At 65.2% G+C, this 17,662-nt stretch carries 12 protein-coding genes and 1 pseudogene; 12 read left to right on the top strand and 1 reads right to left on the bottom strand.

All coding sequences use genetic code 11. The annotated features are described in order from the left end of the window. Nucleotides 1-342: 342 nt before the first annotated feature. Nucleotides 343-879: pseudogene (locus tag ACFUJ1_RS18400) on the bottom strand (enoyl-CoA hydratase-related protein); the annotation flags it as partial. Here ACFUJ1_RS18400 and ACFUJ1_RS18395 point away from each other — a divergent pair. The 12 genes from ACFUJ1_RS18395 to ACFUJ1_RS18340 all read left to right on the top strand — a co-directional run. Next, nucleotides 850-1,413: a hypothetical protein gene (locus ACFUJ1_RS18395; protein WP_378647069.1), complete on the top strand. Its 564-nt coding sequence runs from the start codon at nucleotides 850-852 to the stop codon at nucleotides 1,411-1,413. The pseudogene ACFUJ1_RS18400 and the gene ACFUJ1_RS18395 sit on opposite strands and share 30 nt — an antisense overlap. After that, complete coding sequence (locus tag ACFUJ1_RS18390) at nucleotides 1,410-2,429, top strand: MlaD family protein (RefSeq protein ID WP_378647068.1); 1,020 nt, start codon at nucleotides 1,410-1,412, stop codon at nucleotides 2,427-2,429. Before ACFUJ1_RS18395 ends, ACFUJ1_RS18390 begins: the two co-directional genes overlap by 4 nt. 23 nt (nucleotides 2,430-2,452) lie before the next feature. Then, entirely contained in the window at nucleotides 2,453-3,415 is a 963-nt protein-coding gene (locus ACFUJ1_RS18385) for an MlaD family protein (protein ID WP_378647067.1), read from the top strand. 1 nt (nucleotide 3,416) lies between these two features. Next, nucleotides 3,417-4,403, top strand: a complete 987-nt coding sequence (locus ACFUJ1_RS18380; RefSeq protein ID WP_378647066.1) for an MlaD family protein — start codon at nucleotides 3,417-3,419, stop codon at nucleotides 4,401-4,403. A gap of 26 nt (nucleotides 4,404-4,429) precedes the next feature. Further along, entirely contained in the window at nucleotides 4,430-5,407 is a 978-nt protein-coding gene (locus ACFUJ1_RS18375) for an MlaD family protein (protein ID WP_378647064.1), read from the top strand. Between the two features lie 44 nt (nucleotides 5,408-5,451). Beyond that, nucleotides 5,452-6,363 carry an MlaD family protein gene (locus ACFUJ1_RS18370; RefSeq protein WP_378647062.1) on the top strand — a complete coding sequence of 304 codons (912 nt, stop codon included), beginning with the start codon at nucleotides 5,452-5,454 and terminating at the stop codon, nucleotides 6,361-6,363. Between the two features lie 95 nt (nucleotides 6,364-6,458). Further along, nucleotides 6,459-7,010 (top strand): hypothetical protein, encoded by a 552-nt coding sequence (locus ACFUJ1_RS18365; protein WP_378647060.1) that lies wholly within the window; start codon nucleotides 6,459-6,461, stop codon nucleotides 7,008-7,010. Between the two features lie 511 nt (nucleotides 7,011-7,521). Further along, entirely contained in the window at nucleotides 7,522-8,580 is a 1,059-nt protein-coding gene (locus ACFUJ1_RS18360) for an IS110 family transposase (protein WP_378647058.1), read from the top strand. A gap of 577 nt (nucleotides 8,581-9,157) precedes the next feature. Continuing rightward, nucleotides 9,158-10,354, top strand: coding sequence for a hypothetical protein (locus ACFUJ1_RS18355; RefSeq protein WP_378647056.1), 1,197 nt, complete (start codon nucleotides 9,158-9,160; stop codon nucleotides 10,352-10,354). Next, entirely contained in the window at nucleotides 10,351-12,357 is a 2,007-nt protein-coding gene (locus ACFUJ1_RS18350) for a caspase family protein (protein WP_378647055.1), read from the top strand. The genes ACFUJ1_RS18355 and ACFUJ1_RS18350 overlap by 4 nt, the downstream gene beginning before the upstream one ends. Next, nucleotides 12,338-13,411, top strand: a complete 1,074-nt coding sequence (locus ACFUJ1_RS18345) for an AAA family ATPase (protein ID WP_378647053.1) — start codon at nucleotides 12,338-12,340, stop codon at nucleotides 13,409-13,411. The genes ACFUJ1_RS18350 and ACFUJ1_RS18345 overlap by 20 nt, the downstream gene beginning before the upstream one ends. Beyond that, a partial coding sequence (locus tag ACFUJ1_RS18340) for an SAV_2336 N-terminal domain-related protein (protein ID WP_378647051.1) occupies nucleotides 13,408-17,662 on the top strand: 4,255 nt, incomplete at its 3' end. The genes ACFUJ1_RS18345 and ACFUJ1_RS18340, both read left to right, overlap by 4 nt.

Raw genomic sequence — 17,662 nt, 5'->3', positions numbered from 1 at the left:
GACCTGGACGAGGACTTCGGTTCGCCCGCAGTCCAGTTCGCGTTCGACGGCGGTCGCCTGGGCGGCGTACCCGCAGTGTGGGCAGCGCGCGAAGAAGCCGAGCACTTAGCGCACGCGCATGGCGACGACGGTGTCCGCCGGTGCGGGTACGACCGGGGAGCGCAGGTTCGCACGGTCAGGGCGTCGACGCCTTCCTGGGCAGGCGCACCCCCGGCTTCCCGGACGTGGTCTCCGGCAGCCTGCCGGAGCTGTTCGGCTGAGCGTGCGGGCCGATGCCTCGGGCGGGGACTCGATGCGAACACCCGCCCGAGTTACGTTCGCGTCATCGCTGACGGCGGGTGCTCATCGGCCACTCCACGCCGGTGCTCGCTTCTCGGCGAACGCACGAGGACCCTCCTTCGCATCGTCCGATGCCCGCACCGCCGCTCGCTCCCGGGCAGACAGTTCCCAGTTCGGGGCTTCCGACGACACACCGCCGCACACGATGCCCTGCGCCACTCGCTTGCTGGCCTGGACGGCGAGGGGGGCGTTGGCGCCGATGGTGCGGGCCAGCTGGAGCGCTCGCGGCAGGACCAGCTCCGGGGCGACGACGTGGTTGACGAGTCCGAGCTCCCTGGCCCGTTCGGCGTCGATGGGCTCGCCGGTGAACATGAGTTCGTAGGCGATCTTCGGCGGGATCTGCCGGGGCAGGCGGAATACACCGCCCGCGCCTGCGATGATGCCGCGCTTCACCTCGGGCAGCCCGAACGTCGCCGTCGTGGCGGCGATCACCACATCGCTGGCGAGGACGAGTTCGGTCCCGCCCCCGAGCGCCGCGCCGTTGACGGCGGCGATGGTCGGCTTCGAGATGTGGTGACTCGCATAGCCGGCGAAACCCCACGCCGCCCGCTCATCGAATCCGGCATTGTGTTCGCCGACCGCGTCGCCGCGACGCAGCAGGATCTACCGAGCGACCAATTGCGCGCGGTCAACGACATCCTCGCGGTGCTGCCTGCCTTCAGCGCCGAGGCGATCGACAGCCTCGACCGGGCGTTCTACAGCGACTACAACCGCCGTCCCGACGGTTCGATCGGCGTCGACGACGCCTTCATAGACTATACGGACGGCGGTCTCGCGCTGGCCGCCAACAGTCTGTTCGGGAAGGCGGGTGCACTGCTGGCCTCGCACGGCACCGAGATCACGCCGGTCACCCTGCTGGTGAAGGCACTGACCGATGCGCTGCCGCAGATGCTCGACGGCGGCGCCGCGCCTGCGAAGCTCCGCGCGTTGATCGACCGCTACGACGCCGCGTTCACCGGCCCTGACGGTTCGAAGACGCTGAACCTGCGCCTGGTCCTCGACGACCTGCCGATGCTCGCGGCGCCCATGGCACTGACCGGCGTCACCGCCCCGGCCGGGGCGGAGCCGCGATGAGCCCGCACACCAGAATGCTGGTCACGCTCGGCAAGCTCGCCGTCGCCGTGGTCGTGGCAGCGGCCCTGCTCGCGGTCGTCCTGAGCGCGATCAGAAATCCCATCGAAGCCGAGACCGACAGCTACACAGCCGAATTCACCGATGCGTCCGGTCTGCACGTCAACGGTGACGTGCGCACCAAGGGCGTGCGGATCGGCAAGGTCACCGGAATCGAACTGGTGCACCGGCTCGGCCGCTCCGTCGCCGAGGTCGAGTTCACGCTCGACCGCGCCTACCGGCTGCACGACAATACGGTCCTCGCGGTGAAGTACCAGAACCTCACCGGCGTGCGGTTCATCGACCTGCAGACCGCCGACGAGCCCGGCGCGCCTGTGCGGCACCTCTCCGCCGACGTGACTCGGCCCTCTTTCGACATCACCCAGCTGTTCAACGGGCTGCAGCCGGTCCTGAGCACGATGAGCACCGACGAGATCGATGCGTTCATGAGCAATGCTCTGACGTTGCTTCAGGGCGACGGCTCCGGGCTGACGCCGATGCTCGACCATGCTCAGCGGCTGGCCGACCTGGCCCACGACCGGGAACAGGTCATCTCCACGCTGGTGAGCAATATGGCGCGGGTCGCCGACGCCATGGGAGGGCGCTCCCCGCAGGTATTGGAGTTCATGCGGTCGCTGAGCTTCCCCGTCGCCAAGGCGGCGACGGTTCTCGACGAGTTCCCCAAGACGGCGGCGCTCGGTCCGGAATTCCTGACCCCGGTGCACCGGCTCCTCGAGCAGCTCGGCCTGGAGCGAGGTCTCGATATCGAGGCACTGGCCACGCGGGCGTTCGCCTCGATCTCGGACGCGGCCGAGGCGCTGCGGTTGCTGCCACCCGCGCTCGCCGGACTGCAACTGCCGCAGCTGACCACCCCCGCCGCGGGCGGTATGCAGTGCAGCAACGGCGTCGCACAGTTGCCGACGGAGGTCCGAGTGCTGCTGAACGGAAGCGAGGTCGTGGTATGCGCGCCGTCGTCGTGAAGTCGCGAACGGCCCTGGGGCGGATGGTTCACAGCGAGACCGGGCTCGGCTTGGTGGTGGTGCTGGTGGCCACACTGCTGCTGGTGGCAATGACCGTGCTCTACCTCCGGCCGGTCGGGCAGCGCACCGTTGTCTTCGAGACCACCGACGCTTCCGCGATCTCTCCCGGACTCTCGGTCAGGGTCGCGGGCGTCACCGTCGGCAAGGTCACCGCGGTCACCCTCGGTGCGGAGGTGGTCACGGTCGAGGCCCGGGTCGCCGAGGACACCTTCGTCGGCCGGGAGTCCCGGGTGGAGGTGCGGATGCTGACCCCGGTCGGCGGGTATGCCGTCACCCTGATTCCGCTCGGCGATGCCCCGCTCGGTGACACCCCGATCCCAACCGAACAGGTGACCGTCCCGTATTCGATCGGGGACGTGCTGCAGGCGGCCCCCCGGGTCACCGAGAATCTCGACGGCGCCGTGGTCGACGCCGACATCGAGCAGGTCGCTGCCGCACTGGAGCACAACACCACCTCGGTGAGCTCACTGATCTCCGGGATGAACAGCATCGCCGCCGTGATGGACCAGCAGCGCACCCAGGTCCGCGAGATCACCGATCTCGCCGCCGAGTACCTGCGGACCTTCGAAGCCGACAAGGCATTCGTCTTCGATCTCATCCGCCGGGCCGACCTGGTCGGATCCACCTACAACAGTACCTACGTCGGCTTCAACGAGGCCTATTGGCTGCTCGGCGACGTGCTGCTGCGGGTTCAGCCCATTCTGGAGTACTACCTGGACCATCGGCAGGTCGTCCTCGACGCCGCCGAGCAGGTGCGTACCGCGATCGCCGACTTCCAGGCCCACATGGGCCCGGCCATCGACCAGCTGCTCGCTCTGCGGGACCAGCTCGCGGCCTGGCTCACCCCCGAAGGCATGGCGACCGTGCAGGGTGGCACGCTGCTCGCCTCCGACATCTGCCTTCCTCTTCCCGGACGGACGTGCTGACATGCAGCGGACAAAGCTCGGGATCGCCGGCATCCTCTCCATCGCCTGCCTGGCCACGATCACCGCGGTGGGCTTCGCCGTCGTCGACAGCGAACCCGCATCCACCGCCTACTGCGCGCAACTGCCGGATGCCATCGGGCTCTACGCGGGCAACCCGGTCACCCGGATGGGCGTGCGAATCGGCACCATCGACCGCATCGAAGCCGAGGGCGGCCACGTCGAGATCGGATTCACCGTCGAGGCCGGGCAGCACATCCCGGCCGACGTCGCAGCGGTGACCCGCTCGAAATCCATTCTGGCCGATCGCAGTCTCGAACTCGTCGGCGCGGAGACCGGATCGGAACTCACGGCGGGCAGCTGCATCCCGCTCGACCGCGGCCACACCCCCAAGAGCATCTCCGAGATCACCGGCTCGGCCGCCGACTTCATCGGCGAACTCAGCCCGGACAACGGTCAGCAGAGCTTCGAGCGCGCCGTGACCGGCCTCGCCGAGGCTCTGCGCGGACAGGGGCCGGAGGCTCGGCAGCTGATGCTGCAGGCGGCCTCGGCGGCGCAGAGTCCGGACCAGCTGACAGCCGATATCGGCGCCATCATCCGGGACATGGCTCCACTGACCGACGAGGCACTGCGCAACTGGCAGCACATTCGCTCGGTCCTCGACCAGATGCCCCAGATCGTGGCGGCAGGCATCGACCTGTGGCCCAGCGTCGTCGATGTCTGCGTCGGCATCGCCTGGCTGGTCCGGGTGCTCCACGATGTGCACGTCAACTACGGCGATCTGCTCTGGCCCGCCATGCACGGACCGCTCACCGAGGCCATCCACCTGGCTGCCGGACGCGTCGGTGACCTCCGCGGGCTGATCGAGTCGATCCCCGCCGTCGCCGCGCTGTTACGGCAGCAGACCGGAACCGACGGCGCCATGGTTCTCGCCTACCAGCCGCCGTCCGGCGGTCCGCTCGATCTGCTGCTCGGGGAAGGCCTCCGATGAACCGTCGATCATCAGTGCGCACCGGTGTGCTCGCCGCGCTGTGCTGCTGTGCGCTCACCGCCACCACCGCCTGCTCGCTCGGCCCCGAAGACCTGCCTTCGGTCCGTGTCGGTGTCGGCGACAGCTACGAGGTACACCTCGAGTTCGCGGGGGTGATGAATCTGCCCAATGGCGCGGATGTCTTCATGGACGGGTTGCGCGTCGGCGAGGTCAGCATGGTCACCGTGCAGCCGGACACCGTCCGGATCACCGCGGAACTGAAGGCGGAAACCCAGGTCCCGGTCGATGTGCGCGCGGTCATCCGGCAGAACACCCTCCTCGGGGACACCTATGTCGCCCTCGACCACGACGCCATCGCTGCCGGTGCGGAGTTCCTGGCGCCCGGCGGAACTGTCACCGTCGAGCGAACCAGCTCGCCGCCGCAGCTCGAGGACACGATGGCGGTACTCGCCTACTTCATCAACGGCGGCAGCATTCAGCGCGTCCAGGACGCCATGAGCCGGATCAACACGGTGATGCCGGTGCCCGGCGACGTGCAGCGCCTGGCCGCGGTCGTCTCCACGGATCTCCGGGATCTGGGCGGACGCACGGAGGAGATCGACCGCCTGCTGACCGGGTTCGACGCAACCGCCGTAGCGGTGGACAGCAGGGCTCAGACGCTGACCACTGTGTTCGCGCAGGATGCCGAGCACTACTGGCGCCGGATCGGCGTGAACATCGTGTCCTATGTCGCTCAGATCCTGCCCTCGATCGGCAGTGTCTACGAGGGTGGTCTGTGGTTGGTGCCGATGCTGAACTCGCTGGCCGACATGGGCGGCGTCCTGCGTGACATCTGGGACCGTGGACCCGCGGACGCAGCACGGATCGCGGACTTCCTGCGCCTCACGGTGCTGCCCTTCGCGGAGAATCCGGCGGTCGACATCCGCTCCGTGGAGTCCGCCTCCGGTGAACAGGTCGTTGCCGACGTGGAGAACGTGCTTCGGATGCTGGGGGCTGTGCGATGAGATTCAAGACTCCGCTGTCCGTCCTCGCCATGAGTCTTCTGGCCGTGGGCTCGATCGTTCACCTCGGCCGCATCGGGCTCGAGCACGACGCTTTCGAAGAGCTCAACACCGCCAGGGTCGCCATACCCGAGACGAACGGATTGGTGGCGGGATCCCGGGTGCTGTTGCGTGGTGTCGAGGTCGGACACGTCACCGCGGTGCACAGCTCGGCGACCGGCATCGCTGTGGATTGGAACTACGACCGCGGCGTCCGGATCCCCGCCGAGAGTCGTTTTCGAATCGACAACCTCTCAGCGCTCGGGGAGACGTATCTGTCCGTGCTCCCGTCTTCGTCGGCCGGTCCCTATCTCGCGGACGGCGCGCAGGTCCCCGCGGACCAGGTCCAGGTACCCACCACGTTCGACGAGCTCTCGCAGCGGTTGACCGTCCTGCTCGAACAGGTCGAGCCCGAACAGATCCGCGCGATCTTCGCCACCGTCGATACCGCGCTGCCCGAAGATCCGTGGGTCCTGAACGATCTCAATCGGGTGGGCGAACTCCTCGCGTCGATGCTGGTGCAGCAGTCATCGAATCTCACCTCCGTGCTGACCGCCGTGCAACCGCTGCTCCGCCAAAGCGGAACTGTCCCGGCTGATCTCGCTGCCACCTCGCCCATCATCGAGGATTTCGGAGCCGGCTTCCACGAGGTGCTCGGAGCCATTCACTTCGTCTCGTCGTTCGCGCCGCTCAATGACGGAATCAAGTACGGCGCCGGTCCGCTCTTCGACGAACTGCAGACGTTCCTCCACGACACTGCCGCCGACCTGCACACTCTCGGAACGGAGTTACTGCCCGGCGTGCAGGCGGGCGGCGCTGCGCTGTCGACGGTGAATATCGGCCAGCTGCTCGACAACGCTCTCGCCGCTACCGGCACCGGTGACGCCGTCACCGTCCACCTCGACCTACCCGGCCGCTGACCCGAGGAGTGATACCCATGGCCCGGACCACCGATGTTCTGGAACCCGAAACCACCGACCGACCGGCACCCGATCCCTCGGGCCGGCGAACCATGATGAATCTCGGACGTCGCGCCGGCGAATCCGCGATCAAGGTCAGCACCCTGCTCACCGGGGTGGTGATCCTGGTGCTCGTGATCACCATCGCCGTGCTCGGCTGGCAGTGGCGGGCCGCCGCGAACGACATCGGCGCCGCCGCGGCTGCCGCGGCCGACACCGCCAACGCCGAACAGGTGGCGCTCGACTACGCCACCGCGGCCGCCGAGATGAACTTCCAGGATCTCGCGGCGTGGCGCACTCGGCTCGTCGAGGGCACGAGCCCCGAGCTCGAGGCCCGCCTCACCCAGGCCGCGACCTCCATGGAGCAGATCATCGTTCCCCTGCAGTGGGTCTCGACCGCGCAGCCGATCGCCGCCAAGGTGCACTCCGAAGACAACGGCGTGTACTCGGTGGACTGCTTCGTCAGCATCACCACCAAGAACAGCCAGGCGCCCGAGGGCATTCAATCCACCGCCACCTACAAGCTCAGTATCGACCGCGACAGCAACTGGACCATCACCGATATCGGCGGCATCGGAACCCCGCTCGGCGCCGGCGCGCCGCGCTAACGACCTCGTGCATGGTTGGGGTGTAGATGTGTTCGCCCCGGGTTGTCGGGTGGGGTTCACCGTGCTGGCGCGGGGCGGGTGGTGTGCTGAAAGTCCGACAGCAGCCCCGCGACGGCGAGGATGTTGTGCTCGAAGCGGGTCCGGCGAGGTAGATGGCGGGACAGTGATCGCCAGTTCTTCAGGTGCGCGATGGCACGCTCTACTCGAATCCGGAGGCGGGAGTGTGCCCGGCACTACTCTCGGTGGATGAGGTTCCGACTTATGTGTTCGGTAGCGGTTTCGTGGTCGGGGTAGCTCCCCGTAGCGTGCCGCAGCGGGCCGGGTGATGTGACTCCTGAGGTTCCTGTCACCGAAGAACATCCCGGTTGACTCAGCGGGGGTATGTCGGCCACCCGGCCCGCGTCCGCGGTGTGACCGAAGAGATGCATGACCACGAGCACGACTCGGTTCTCGAAGTCGGATTGTCCGCCGCGGATCCCCAATCGGACCCGACGGAACGGAGCCCTCGCCCATGGTCGTCATCGGCGTCGATCCCCACAAGAGCACCCATACCGCGACCGCGGTGGACCCGGCCACCAACGCCGATCTCGGCTCGGTCCGGATCGACGCCACCTTGGCCGAATACCGGCGATTGATCGGCTGGGCGAAGCGGTGGCCGCGGCGGCGGTGGGCGATCGAGAACGCCGACGGGCTCGGACGACACCTCTCCCGCTGGCTGATCGCCCGCGGCGAGACCGTGCTGGACGTCCCGACAACCGCGACAGCGTGGGTCCGGGAGCTCTCCCGCGGTGGCCGCCGCAAGAACGACCGGATCGATGCCGCCGCGGCGGCCTGCGTCGCCGCGCTGCAGGGCGACGCCCGCCCGGTCGCCTCCGACGAACACTGCGACGCACTACGCATGCTCGACGAGCGACGAAATAATCTGTCCGCGAGCAGAACCCGCACGGTCAACCAGCTCCACGCCCTGCTGCGTGAACTGCTCACCGGTGGCGCCCCGACCCGGCTGAGCGCGAACACCGCCGCGGCGGTGCTGCGCGGGTTCCGGGCCCGGACGCTGTCGGATCGTGTCCGAGTCGATCTGTCCAAGGACCTGATCGCCGACGTCCGCCGCCTGGACCGTCAGCTCACCGTCAACCAGGCCGAGATCGGCCGGTTGCTCGACGAGCACGGCACCCGGCTGCGCACGATCGACGGCATCGGCCCCGTGCTCGCGGCACGGCTGATCGGCCGCACCGGATCAGCCGCCCGGTTCCCCACAGCTGCCGCCTACGCCACCTACACCGGAACCGCACCGGTCGAGATCGCCAGCGCCGACCGCCGTGTCCACCGGCTCAGCCGCTACGGCGACCGCCAGCTCAACGCCGCGATCCACACCATCGCCATGGTCCAGGTCCGGATGTCCGGAACCGCCGGCCGCGGCTACTACGACCGCAAGATCGCCGCGGGATCCTCACACCGTGCCACCATGCGCTGCCTCAAACGACACCTGGCCGCCACCATCTGGCGGACCATGACCACCGACGAGATCCGCAGACACCAGCACGTCACCGAGTCAGTCTCTGCCGCTTGACAAATAGAGAGGCACCCCCGCTCTGTTGGAGGGCCTGATGCTCCCCCGTTCCTGTGGCTGTGTCACGTTGGTGCATGCGGCGGCGATAAGGTGTCGCAAACGCATGGCGGTAGGTGGAGGGGTGCCGAGTGGCTCGGGTGGTGTACGTGCACGGGATCGGTCCACAGGACCCTTTGACGGTGGCGGAGTACGACCATGACGAAGTAGCGAGCGTCTGTGTAGACCCATATCGCCGACTTGAGGCATGGTCGCTCTGGTCGACCAACCCAACTGCCGTCGCCGCGAGAGGGTAGCGCGTACCGGTGTGGTATATCCAGTTCGTCAAGGCAACAGCGTTCACGACGTGACTCGCTACCCCAAGGACGAACGCACCGACCACGCCACTGTCGGAGGATTCCGTACCGAAATTCTGGAAAGTTACTATTAAGGGAGGGTACGTGTGCGGTAGCGCGGGGATGCTGAAGATTCTGGCTTCTGGCGTTGGAGAGCTGAGTCGATCGTCGGCACCGAACTCGACGTCCGCCACTTCGCCACCATCGAAGTCGGCGTGTCAGAGGTGGCGAAGCGGTCCTGCCCGATGACCACGGTGATCTTCGTACACGGCACCGGTGTGCGAGAAAAGAGCTATGCTGGCTCGTTTCGCCTGGTGCGTGAGAAGGCCGCACAGTACTGGCCGGAGGTAACGGTCCTTCCATGCTTTTGGGGCGAGAAATTGGGTGTCTCGCTCGACGCCGCCGCAGCGACTGTCCCGGACTACGACCTGACCCGTGCCAATGAACTACCAGCAGACGAGTGGCGTGACGAACGCTGGGTGCTGCTCGAAGCCGATCCTGTGTACGAGTTGCGGCTCCTTGCCGTAGCAAATGCGGGACAGGTTCGGTTCGAGTTGCCCGGCTCGGAGATCACTGCGCAAGATCGGCTGAACACGTACCTGCGATGGTCGGACGGTCTTGCTGATCTCGCTGATCTAGTCGAACAGCATGGCATTCCCGTTGATCTGTTCATGGGGGCCGTTCGGGAGGTTTTCGGCTCTGCTCCTGCTAGGGACGCGATCGAGTTGCTCGCTGGTGGCGAGACCGAAGGTGAGCTGAGGGAGGCTCTGTCTCGCGCGGTCACTGCTGCCGCGATGATTTGCGCGGACGCTGGTGTAGCCGGTTCCTTTCCGATTGATGCCATTGGACGGGACGCGATTGCTAGGGCGGTGCTCGACGGCCTCAACGGTGCCGATCTCGGTATTGGACAAACACTTTTGAGGGTCAGCGCCGATTTGGCGCTTCGACTGGGTGTTTCCCAGGCGATCGAACGTCACCGTGGCATGATCACGGACCGCGTGATGCCCTTCGGTGGTGATGTCCTGCGCTACCTGGCCCACGGTGAGCCGTTGCGTCGGTTTATCGCCGATACGGTCCGATCCGTCCCAAGGCCAGTCGTATTGATGGCGCACAGTCTTGGGGGGATTGCCTGTCTGGACTTGGTTCGACTCGGGATGGCGCGGGTGGATCTGCTTGTCACTGTCGGCTCGCAGGGTTCATATTTGTGTAGTCTCGGCGCTTTGCCGAGTGCGCCGAGCGGCAACGTCGGTGACCCAACGATGCCTCCGTGGGTGAATGTTTACGATCCTCGGGACCTGCTTTCCTACCTGGCTGTACCTATCTTCGGGGAAGCGGTCGAGGACCTGGAGATCCGTAGCGGCGCCCCGTTCCCACGTGCTCACAGTGCGTACTTCGCGTCTGACCTGTTCTACACGACGTTGCGGGATCGGTTGCCCCGGTGACACCGGAACGAACCAACGCCATCGTGGTCGGGCTGGACAAGTACGGCTTCGGCGCCGACCGCGCTGGCATGGCTACACAAGCACTGGAGTTTGCAAAACGGTTGCGCAATATTGGTGTGCCATCGGAAAACATCGTTCTGCTGACCTCGCCGTTGCTTGACGACAGTGATGGTTTTCGCAATCTGCTTGCGAATTCGGCAAATATTGACCGGCTCCAAGATGACGTCCTCGCCCTCGAAGGTGAAGTATTCTGGCTGCATTGGGGCGGGCACGGCATGGTGGACGCAAGTGGAGACCGACGGCTGTTTGTAGAAGACGCGATTGACAAAAATCTCCGCAATATCAACCTTGACAACTTCCTTGCTTTGCTCAGATCTGCACGTGCGCGCCCGTTAGGTCGGCAAATCATCACGGTCGACGCTTGTCAAACGTTTATCGGCCAGATGACTCAACCTTTGCCCGACGGCATTCCAGTGCCACCCGGCAATCTGCCCGCGCAAGGAGCGAACCAGGGAATACTGTACGCGTCGCCGTACGGTACACGTGCAGTGCATTTGAACCGGCTGGGCGGCGGGGTATTCTCCGCAGCATTGCTGGATTGCCTAACCGAGATTTTTTCAACGGTGTGGCCGCCTGACTTGCACGACATGCTCGCGGCTGTGAAAAACCGCATCGAACAATTGGCGCCAAACTATCCTGATGCCGCCCGGCCAATCGAAGTCATATACGGCGACGCGGACGGCAGGCGCATTCCGGTAATTATCGTACCAACGCCCGCTTCCACAACGCTTCCGACTCATTTTCGCGCAGAGCTGTCCAGCATTCTTGCCGAGACGGGAAAAGTCGATCCGGCCGTAATCGTGGATACGCTGTGGCGGTCATTGCGTGCCGTATCGCCAATCGCAGTGGACGACGCAGTTGATGTGGAAACGATTGTCGACCGCCTTGATCAACTGCCACGCAGGCCGCGGCGGCTTCCGCCGGTTCTGTCGTTTGTCGAGTATCTGGCTGCCCGGCTCGCCGATCCCTCATTATTGCGATTGTGGGTGGATGATGCCTGCGAGGAGTTGGGTATCGATGCCGCAGCGGTAAATCAGACCCGGACCGACGCGACGTTCAACAGTCCGGAAGCGGCCACTTTTGTCACCGTCAAAGTGGACCCCGCTCCGGGGAAGGACGGCTTTTTCACTCTCAACGCTGCCATCGAACGTGACGGAGCGTCCCTGACACTCCGTTTGGACGATCCGGACCTCTGCCCCGCAGCCGAGGTCCGTAGACGCTGCGAGTCCTTGGTGTCCCGAATCGGGAAGTTTCTGCCTGTGGTCCGGGGTCCCACGCTCACTTTCGAGTTCCTGCTGCCTTGGTCATTACTGAACGAGGCAGTCCATCACTGGTCTTCGGAGTCCGGGGGTGAGCTTGGTTTGCGCGGCAAGGTGGTTGTCCGATCGCTGGATCGGCTGCGTTTCGACGGCCTTTCCATGCGTGACTGGCAGGATCGTTGGAATAGGCTCAGCGCGGAAGGTGCCCGGATCCTGTATCTACACGCGGACTCAGCACTTCCGCAGTACTACAACTCTGCCGGGCCCGCGCATCTAGTGATCGAACACTATGACGCGAAAACTCTCGCAAACCGGTTCCTACTCGCCGGGGACGCCGTCGGCGTCATGTTGTCCTATCCGTACAGGGAAGGCAGCGGGTCTTCCGTGGATGGTCTTAAGGCCGCTGTGGCAGCTGGCATGCCGGTAGCCGTGTGGTGTGGATCCGACTGTGACTCCGCGCCGCTCAAAGCCGTTGTCGAAAAATTGGGCAATGAGCGCGGATTCGCTCGTCTGCCGGACTGCCTCTTCGAGGAGCGGCTTCAAATGGAGCCTTCCGATGTACACCACTACAGGAGAGACACGACACTGCTATGGGACGACCCTCACCGGATACCGGAATTGACCACTCCACTCGCCTCGCCTACTACCTCGGGGACAGGATCGCATGACAGCCATCGACAATGACGACGCAGAAGCCGCTCCGGACACGGCGGAACCTTGCCCCGCCTGGTGGCTGTACCGCGGTGACGGACGCCCGCATGATTGGATCCGACCCGACAGTCCCCCATGGCGGACCTTCGACGGTGCCGTACCCGAAACCGCCTTATCCGACGTTGCGAACCGCAGTGAAGGCCCGGCCCGACTCACCCGTTTGGCAGCCGCGTACCGGGCCGAGGCCAAGGAAGTACGGTTGGTCAACGCGGCAATCCACCTGCGTCGGCCGATACTGGTGACCGGTCGCCCCGGAACAGGCAAGTCGATGTTGGCCCACAGCATCGCCTTCGAGCTCGGCCTCGGCCCAGTACTGCACTGGTCCATCACCAGTCGCTCCACCCTCGAAGAGGGCCTCTATCAGTACGACTCGCTCGGGCGCTTGCAGGCGGTCAGCATTCGTCAAGCCGATGAGACCGGCGCGAAGGGCACGCCCGTGGATATCGGAAGCTACATTCGGCTCGGCCCGCTCGGCACCGCATTGCTTCCGACCCTCAAGCCACGGGTTCTGCTCATCGATGAGATCGACAAGGGCGACGTCGATCTGCCCAACGACCTGCTCAATGCCTTCGAAGATGGCGCCTACAGTATTCCGACGCTGCTCCGCCTGCCCGACTCGAGCACACCGGAGTACGTGTTGACCGAAGACGACACCGAACGGGTTCCGATCTTCGGCGGCAAGGTCAATTGCCGTGAGTTCCCGATCGTGGTGATGACCAGCAATGGTGACCGCGACTTCCCTCCAGCGTTCGTCCGGCGTTGTATCCGGCTCACACTCGATCCACCGGACTCTGCCAAGCTCAAACGCATCGTCGAGGCTCACCTTGAGACGGTCTCACCTGCTGCGGAAGCCCTTATCAACCGGGTGGACGAGCTGCGCCGACAGCGGCCAGAGGCACAACTGGCCATCGACCAGCTTCTTAACGCCATCAGGATGGAAACCGGCACCGACCACACAGGCGATACCGGCTGGGCCGACGTGCTCGACGCTCTGCTCCGCCCCCTTAACGACCGTGGCGTGGAATGATCGATCCCGGCCACGCACCTATCGTGGAAGTGCTGGCCTCAGCGTATGTCCAAGGCACGCTGACACCGCAAACCCTGGCCGAGGCGATATGGCTGCTCGAACGCCTGCAGCCCGAGCTTCTCGCCCCGCTTGAGACATCACAACCCGACAAGCCGGTACACGGGTTGGGGAGACTTCTCGAACCGAAGGCCGACCCTGAGCCCCAGCGGGTGGCGCCCCCACCGGTCAGGCGAACTTCAGATGATCCCTTGCCGTCCCGGCAACCAAGCGTCCAGATCGTGCCAGCTCATGACGGACCGCCCGGAAGCATTCCCAACCACCGAACGCCGGCCTCAGTCGCGCTTCCCCAAGCGGCCGAACTCAGTCGCGCCCTGCGCCCACTCCACCGCGAGATAGCGGCACCCGGCCCCAGCGTTCTCGACGAAGCCGCCACCGTCAACGTCTACGCCGAGACCCGGACCCTGGTCCCGATATCCGTCCCGATCACTGAACACTGGCTTGAGCTGGCTCTTGTCGTCGATACCAGCCTCTCGATGGCACTGTGGCGACCTACCCTCACCGAACTGACCCGAATACTCCGCGCGCATAGAGCGTTTCGCGATGTACGTATCTGGACCATCGACGGTGACGCCGAGCAAACCCGCTTGCACGCCGGTCCGACCACTCGCCGCGCGGTCGGTGACCGCAGTCCGGCTGAACTCACCGACCCTACTGGCCGCCGTCTCATCCTAATTGTCACCGACGGCGTGGGACGGCTCTGGCGAAGCACGTCCACGGCGACTGCAATGTCGGAATGGTCCAACGTCAGTCCACTGGCAATACTGAACGTGCTGCCGGAACGACTCTGGCATCGCACGCAACTGTCCGCCGTGCCCGTCTCCATGCGTTCCTCACCCGAACACAGCGGAATACTCCATGGACGAGCCGGTAACCCACGCCTCCGGGCGAACGAGAATGACGGACAGCGCCTCATACCGGTGATCGGACTCGATCCGGCACGGGTCAGCCAATGGGCATCGGCGGTGGCAGGCGACCGGACGGCCGGACTGTCGATGATGGCGGTCCCACTGCCCAGGCTGCAGGCTGTCGACACATACTCGTCTACCGGATTACTGCCCACCTCGACCGAGGAACTTGTCAAACGATTCCGCCTCACCGCCGCGCCGTCGGCGTACTCACTAGCGACGTTCTTGTCCGCTGCACCGCTCACCGTGCCCGTAATGAGGCTGATACAAAGGGAATTGGTACCAGACTCCACTCCAGCAGATCTCGCCGAAGTGTTTTTGTCCGGCCTGCTAGTCACCATCCCCGACATGATGAGCGAGGACCCTGATCAGATCGTCTACGACTTCGCCCGCGGAACACCGGACCAAGCCACCGTCCGCGAAGAGTTACTCGCCAACCTGCCCCGCACCGACGCCTTTCGGGTTCTGAACTTACTGGCGCACCATGCCGCCAGAGAAGCTGAACCGTTCGGCGGCAACCTCGACTTTCGCACACTGGTGCCGAAAGAACCCGGGCACGTTTCACTGCCAACCGAGCGAGAGCCTTTCGCGAAAGCAGTTGTGGCGGTGTTGAGCGGTCTCGGTGATGGCTACCAGGAATTCGCCGAAACCATAAGCACGATGGTAGATCGACCCGAACGGACGCTGGCACCGGTTGAGTCGCATCGATCGCAACGCCCGCACAGTAAGCCATCGGAGACCCGGATAGGTGACCCGTCCGGGGCGCCGGTGTCCGACGGCAATGAACCGCGACGATTTCTTATCGCCGCAGCAGTAGCACCTAGAACTGAGGTCCCCCAGTGGGATTCCACCGGGCTTGAGGGAGCGCGTACAGCGATTATCGAGTTGTTCACCGAACGCTTCGGTTACACCCTCATTGATACGATCCGCGCCAATCCGACTTCCATCCAGATACGTCAAGACTTACGCCACTTCTGCAAGTCGCCCGATCGCCGCCCCGACGATCTGATCGTGATGTATTTCACCGGTCATGGCGAACGACTCGGCGCCAGCGGCGAATCAATTTTGGTCACCGCCGATACTGATCTAGGCGATCTAGAAGCGGCTTTTCCTGCGGCGGATTTGGTGCGTCTGCTGCTAGCCGGAACTAAAGTGCGACGGCTGCTACTGATCCTCGATACCTGTTTTTCTGGCCTCGGAGGCGCTGCTGTCACCGCAGACACGCTGAGGGGCTACACGACACTTTGGGGTGACGAGCCTGATACCGGAATAGCCCTTATCAATTCGTCGCAACCCTTGCAACACGCACGGGCCGGTATGCTCCCTCGATTACTTGCAGACGCGGTAGATTCCATGCTCACGGCGGACTACTCACCGGATGTACTCCCGTTGGATGCGGTGATTACTGCAGTCCGCAAGAACCAGAATGCGAGCGAAGCGCTCGCCATCGACTACTACTTTATGCGCATTAGCGGGACGCCACCGCCCTTTCTATCCAATAAGAACCGCAATCCGCGCTCGACCAAGAAGGGCCTCGCGATCCAGCAGGCCCACGAAAGGGAAGCGCAGACCGAACGTCGCGAATTTGAGCTGCGCAGTGGACCGTTTGTGCGCGTGATTAACGACCTGGACCGAGTGAGAGTCGGGAGCGATCTTTCGATCAGCCACGACACCCTTATTCCTCACCGCCATGACCAGACGCCCGACCCGCCGAAGCTGCCGACGGTCGGCAGACTAACGGTAGTGGGCGCTGTACCGCGGCCGGCCACGCATTTCGTGGACCGCGCCCAAGTGTACGAACTGCGTGAGGCCTTGGCGCGGATGCGGGGGGCGGTGGTGGTGTGCGGGATGCGCGGTGCCGGCAAGACTCAGGTCGCTGCCGCCTACGCGCGGGAAGTCATGCAGGACGGGGCTGTGGGGTTGGTGGGCTGGGTTGGTGCGGAGACACGTGACAGTGCTCTGGCTGGGATGGCCGAGATTGCCGCTCGGGTCGGAGTGGCCGATCCAGAAGGTGATTCGCTGATCTCGGCGCGGCGGCTGCGCGACCACCTCAACAGCACACCGGGTCTGTCAGGGCTGTTGGTGTTCGACAACGCCACCGACCCGGACTTCCTGGGCGAGTTCCTGCCCACCGGCGGCGGGGTGCGGGTGGTGATCACCAGCACCGACCGTGCCTTCACCGGCCTCGGCGAACTCGTCGACGCCGCGACCGGCTACGACCGCACCGAATCGATCGCCTACCTGGCCGCGGCAACCGGGCTCGACGACCCGGCCGGCGCCGACGCCCTCGCCGCCGAGGTGGGAGACCTGCCGCTGGCCCTGGCCGCCGCCGCGGCCACCATCACCACTCGCCGCCTGGACTACCACGGCTACCGGGAGCTGCTGGCCGCTCAACCGCTCCCGGCCGCGCTGCCCCGCCAGCGCGGCACCGGCTACGATCGCACTGTAGACCAAGCGCTGGGACTGGCGATCGACACCGTTACCGCCGTCGGCGACACCGCGCTCGGCGGGCGGGTGCGGTGGCTGACCGGTGTTATCGCGATGCTGTCGGCGGACGGGGTGGAAACCGCCCTTATTGAAGCAGGTACCGTATCTGACTCCGTCACCGGGACGGCGATCGACCGCTGTGTGGAGGGGTCGCTGTTGTCGTGGTCGACCGATGGGCGGGTATTGGTGATGCACCGCCTCACCGCACGCGTGATCCGCGAACGCGCCCACACCACCGCTACTCTTGAGGCTCTCGCTGCCGCCGCTGTCGCAGTTCTCGAACCACAGCTGTTCGATCCCATCGAGGCCTTCCAGCGCCGTGCTGAAGGCGCTCGGTTGGTCGAGCATATCGACGCCCTCACCGAACACACCACTGCCCAACCCAGGCCTATCCTCGACCTCGGCATCCGGACCGCTGTACTGGGCGCGCGCCGCTGGGCCGTCCGTCAGCTCATCGAAGCCGCGGACCCGCAACGCGCCATCCATCACGCCGAATACGCCCACGCCGATCACAGGAAAGTCCTGGGGCAGGACCATCCCGACACCTTGACCATGCGCCATAACCTCGCCCTCGCCTACCGGGCAGCAGGGCGTGTCAGCGAGGCGATCGAGGAATTCGAGCGGGTACTCACCGACGAGCGGCGGGTCCTGGGTGAAGAGCACCCCGCCACCCTGATTACCCGCAACCAGCTCGCCGGTGCCTACGAGTCGGTGGGGCGTGTCGGCGAGGCGATCGAGGAATTCGAGCGGGTACTCACCGACGAGCGGCGGGTCCTGGGTGAAGAGCACCCCGCCACCC

This window comes from Nocardia sp. NPDC057227, assembly GCF_042669725.1.
In the GTDB taxonomy this organism is placed as follows: domain Bacteria; phylum Actinomycetota; class Actinomycetes; order Mycobacteriales; family Mycobacteriaceae; genus Nocardia; species Nocardia asteroides_A.
The sequence above is the reverse complement of the archived record's forward strand: the minus strand, read 5'-3'. Positions and strand labels throughout refer to the sequence as shown.

Bases quoted from the DNA above. Each gene is read 5' to 3' on its own strand.
- ACFUJ1_RS18385 (WP_378647067.1), top strand. From the start codon at position 2,453: ATGGTTCACAGCGAGACCGGGCTCGGCTTGGTGGTGGTGCTGGTGGCC.
- ACFUJ1_RS18365 (WP_378647060.1), top strand. From the start codon at position 6,459: ATGAATCTCGGACGTCGCGCCGGCGAATCCGCGATCAAGGTCAGCACC.
- ACFUJ1_RS18345 (WP_378647053.1), top strand. From the start codon at position 12,338: ATGACAGCCATCGACAATGACGACGCAGAAGCCGCTCCGGACACGGCG.
- ACFUJ1_RS18380 (WP_378647066.1), top strand. From the start codon at position 3,417: ATGCAGCGGACAAAGCTCGGGATCGCCGGCATCCTCTCCATCGCCTGC.
- ACFUJ1_RS18355 (WP_378647056.1), top strand. From the start codon at position 9,158: ATGACCACGGTGATCTTCGTACACGGCACCGGTGTGCGAGAAAAGAGC.
- ACFUJ1_RS18360 (WP_378647058.1), top strand. From the start codon at position 7,522: ATGGTCGTCATCGGCGTCGATCCCCACAAGAGCACCCATACCGCGACC.
- ACFUJ1_RS18390 (WP_378647068.1), top strand. From the start codon at position 1,410: ATGAGCCCGCACACCAGAATGCTGGTCACGCTCGGCAAGCTCGCCGTC.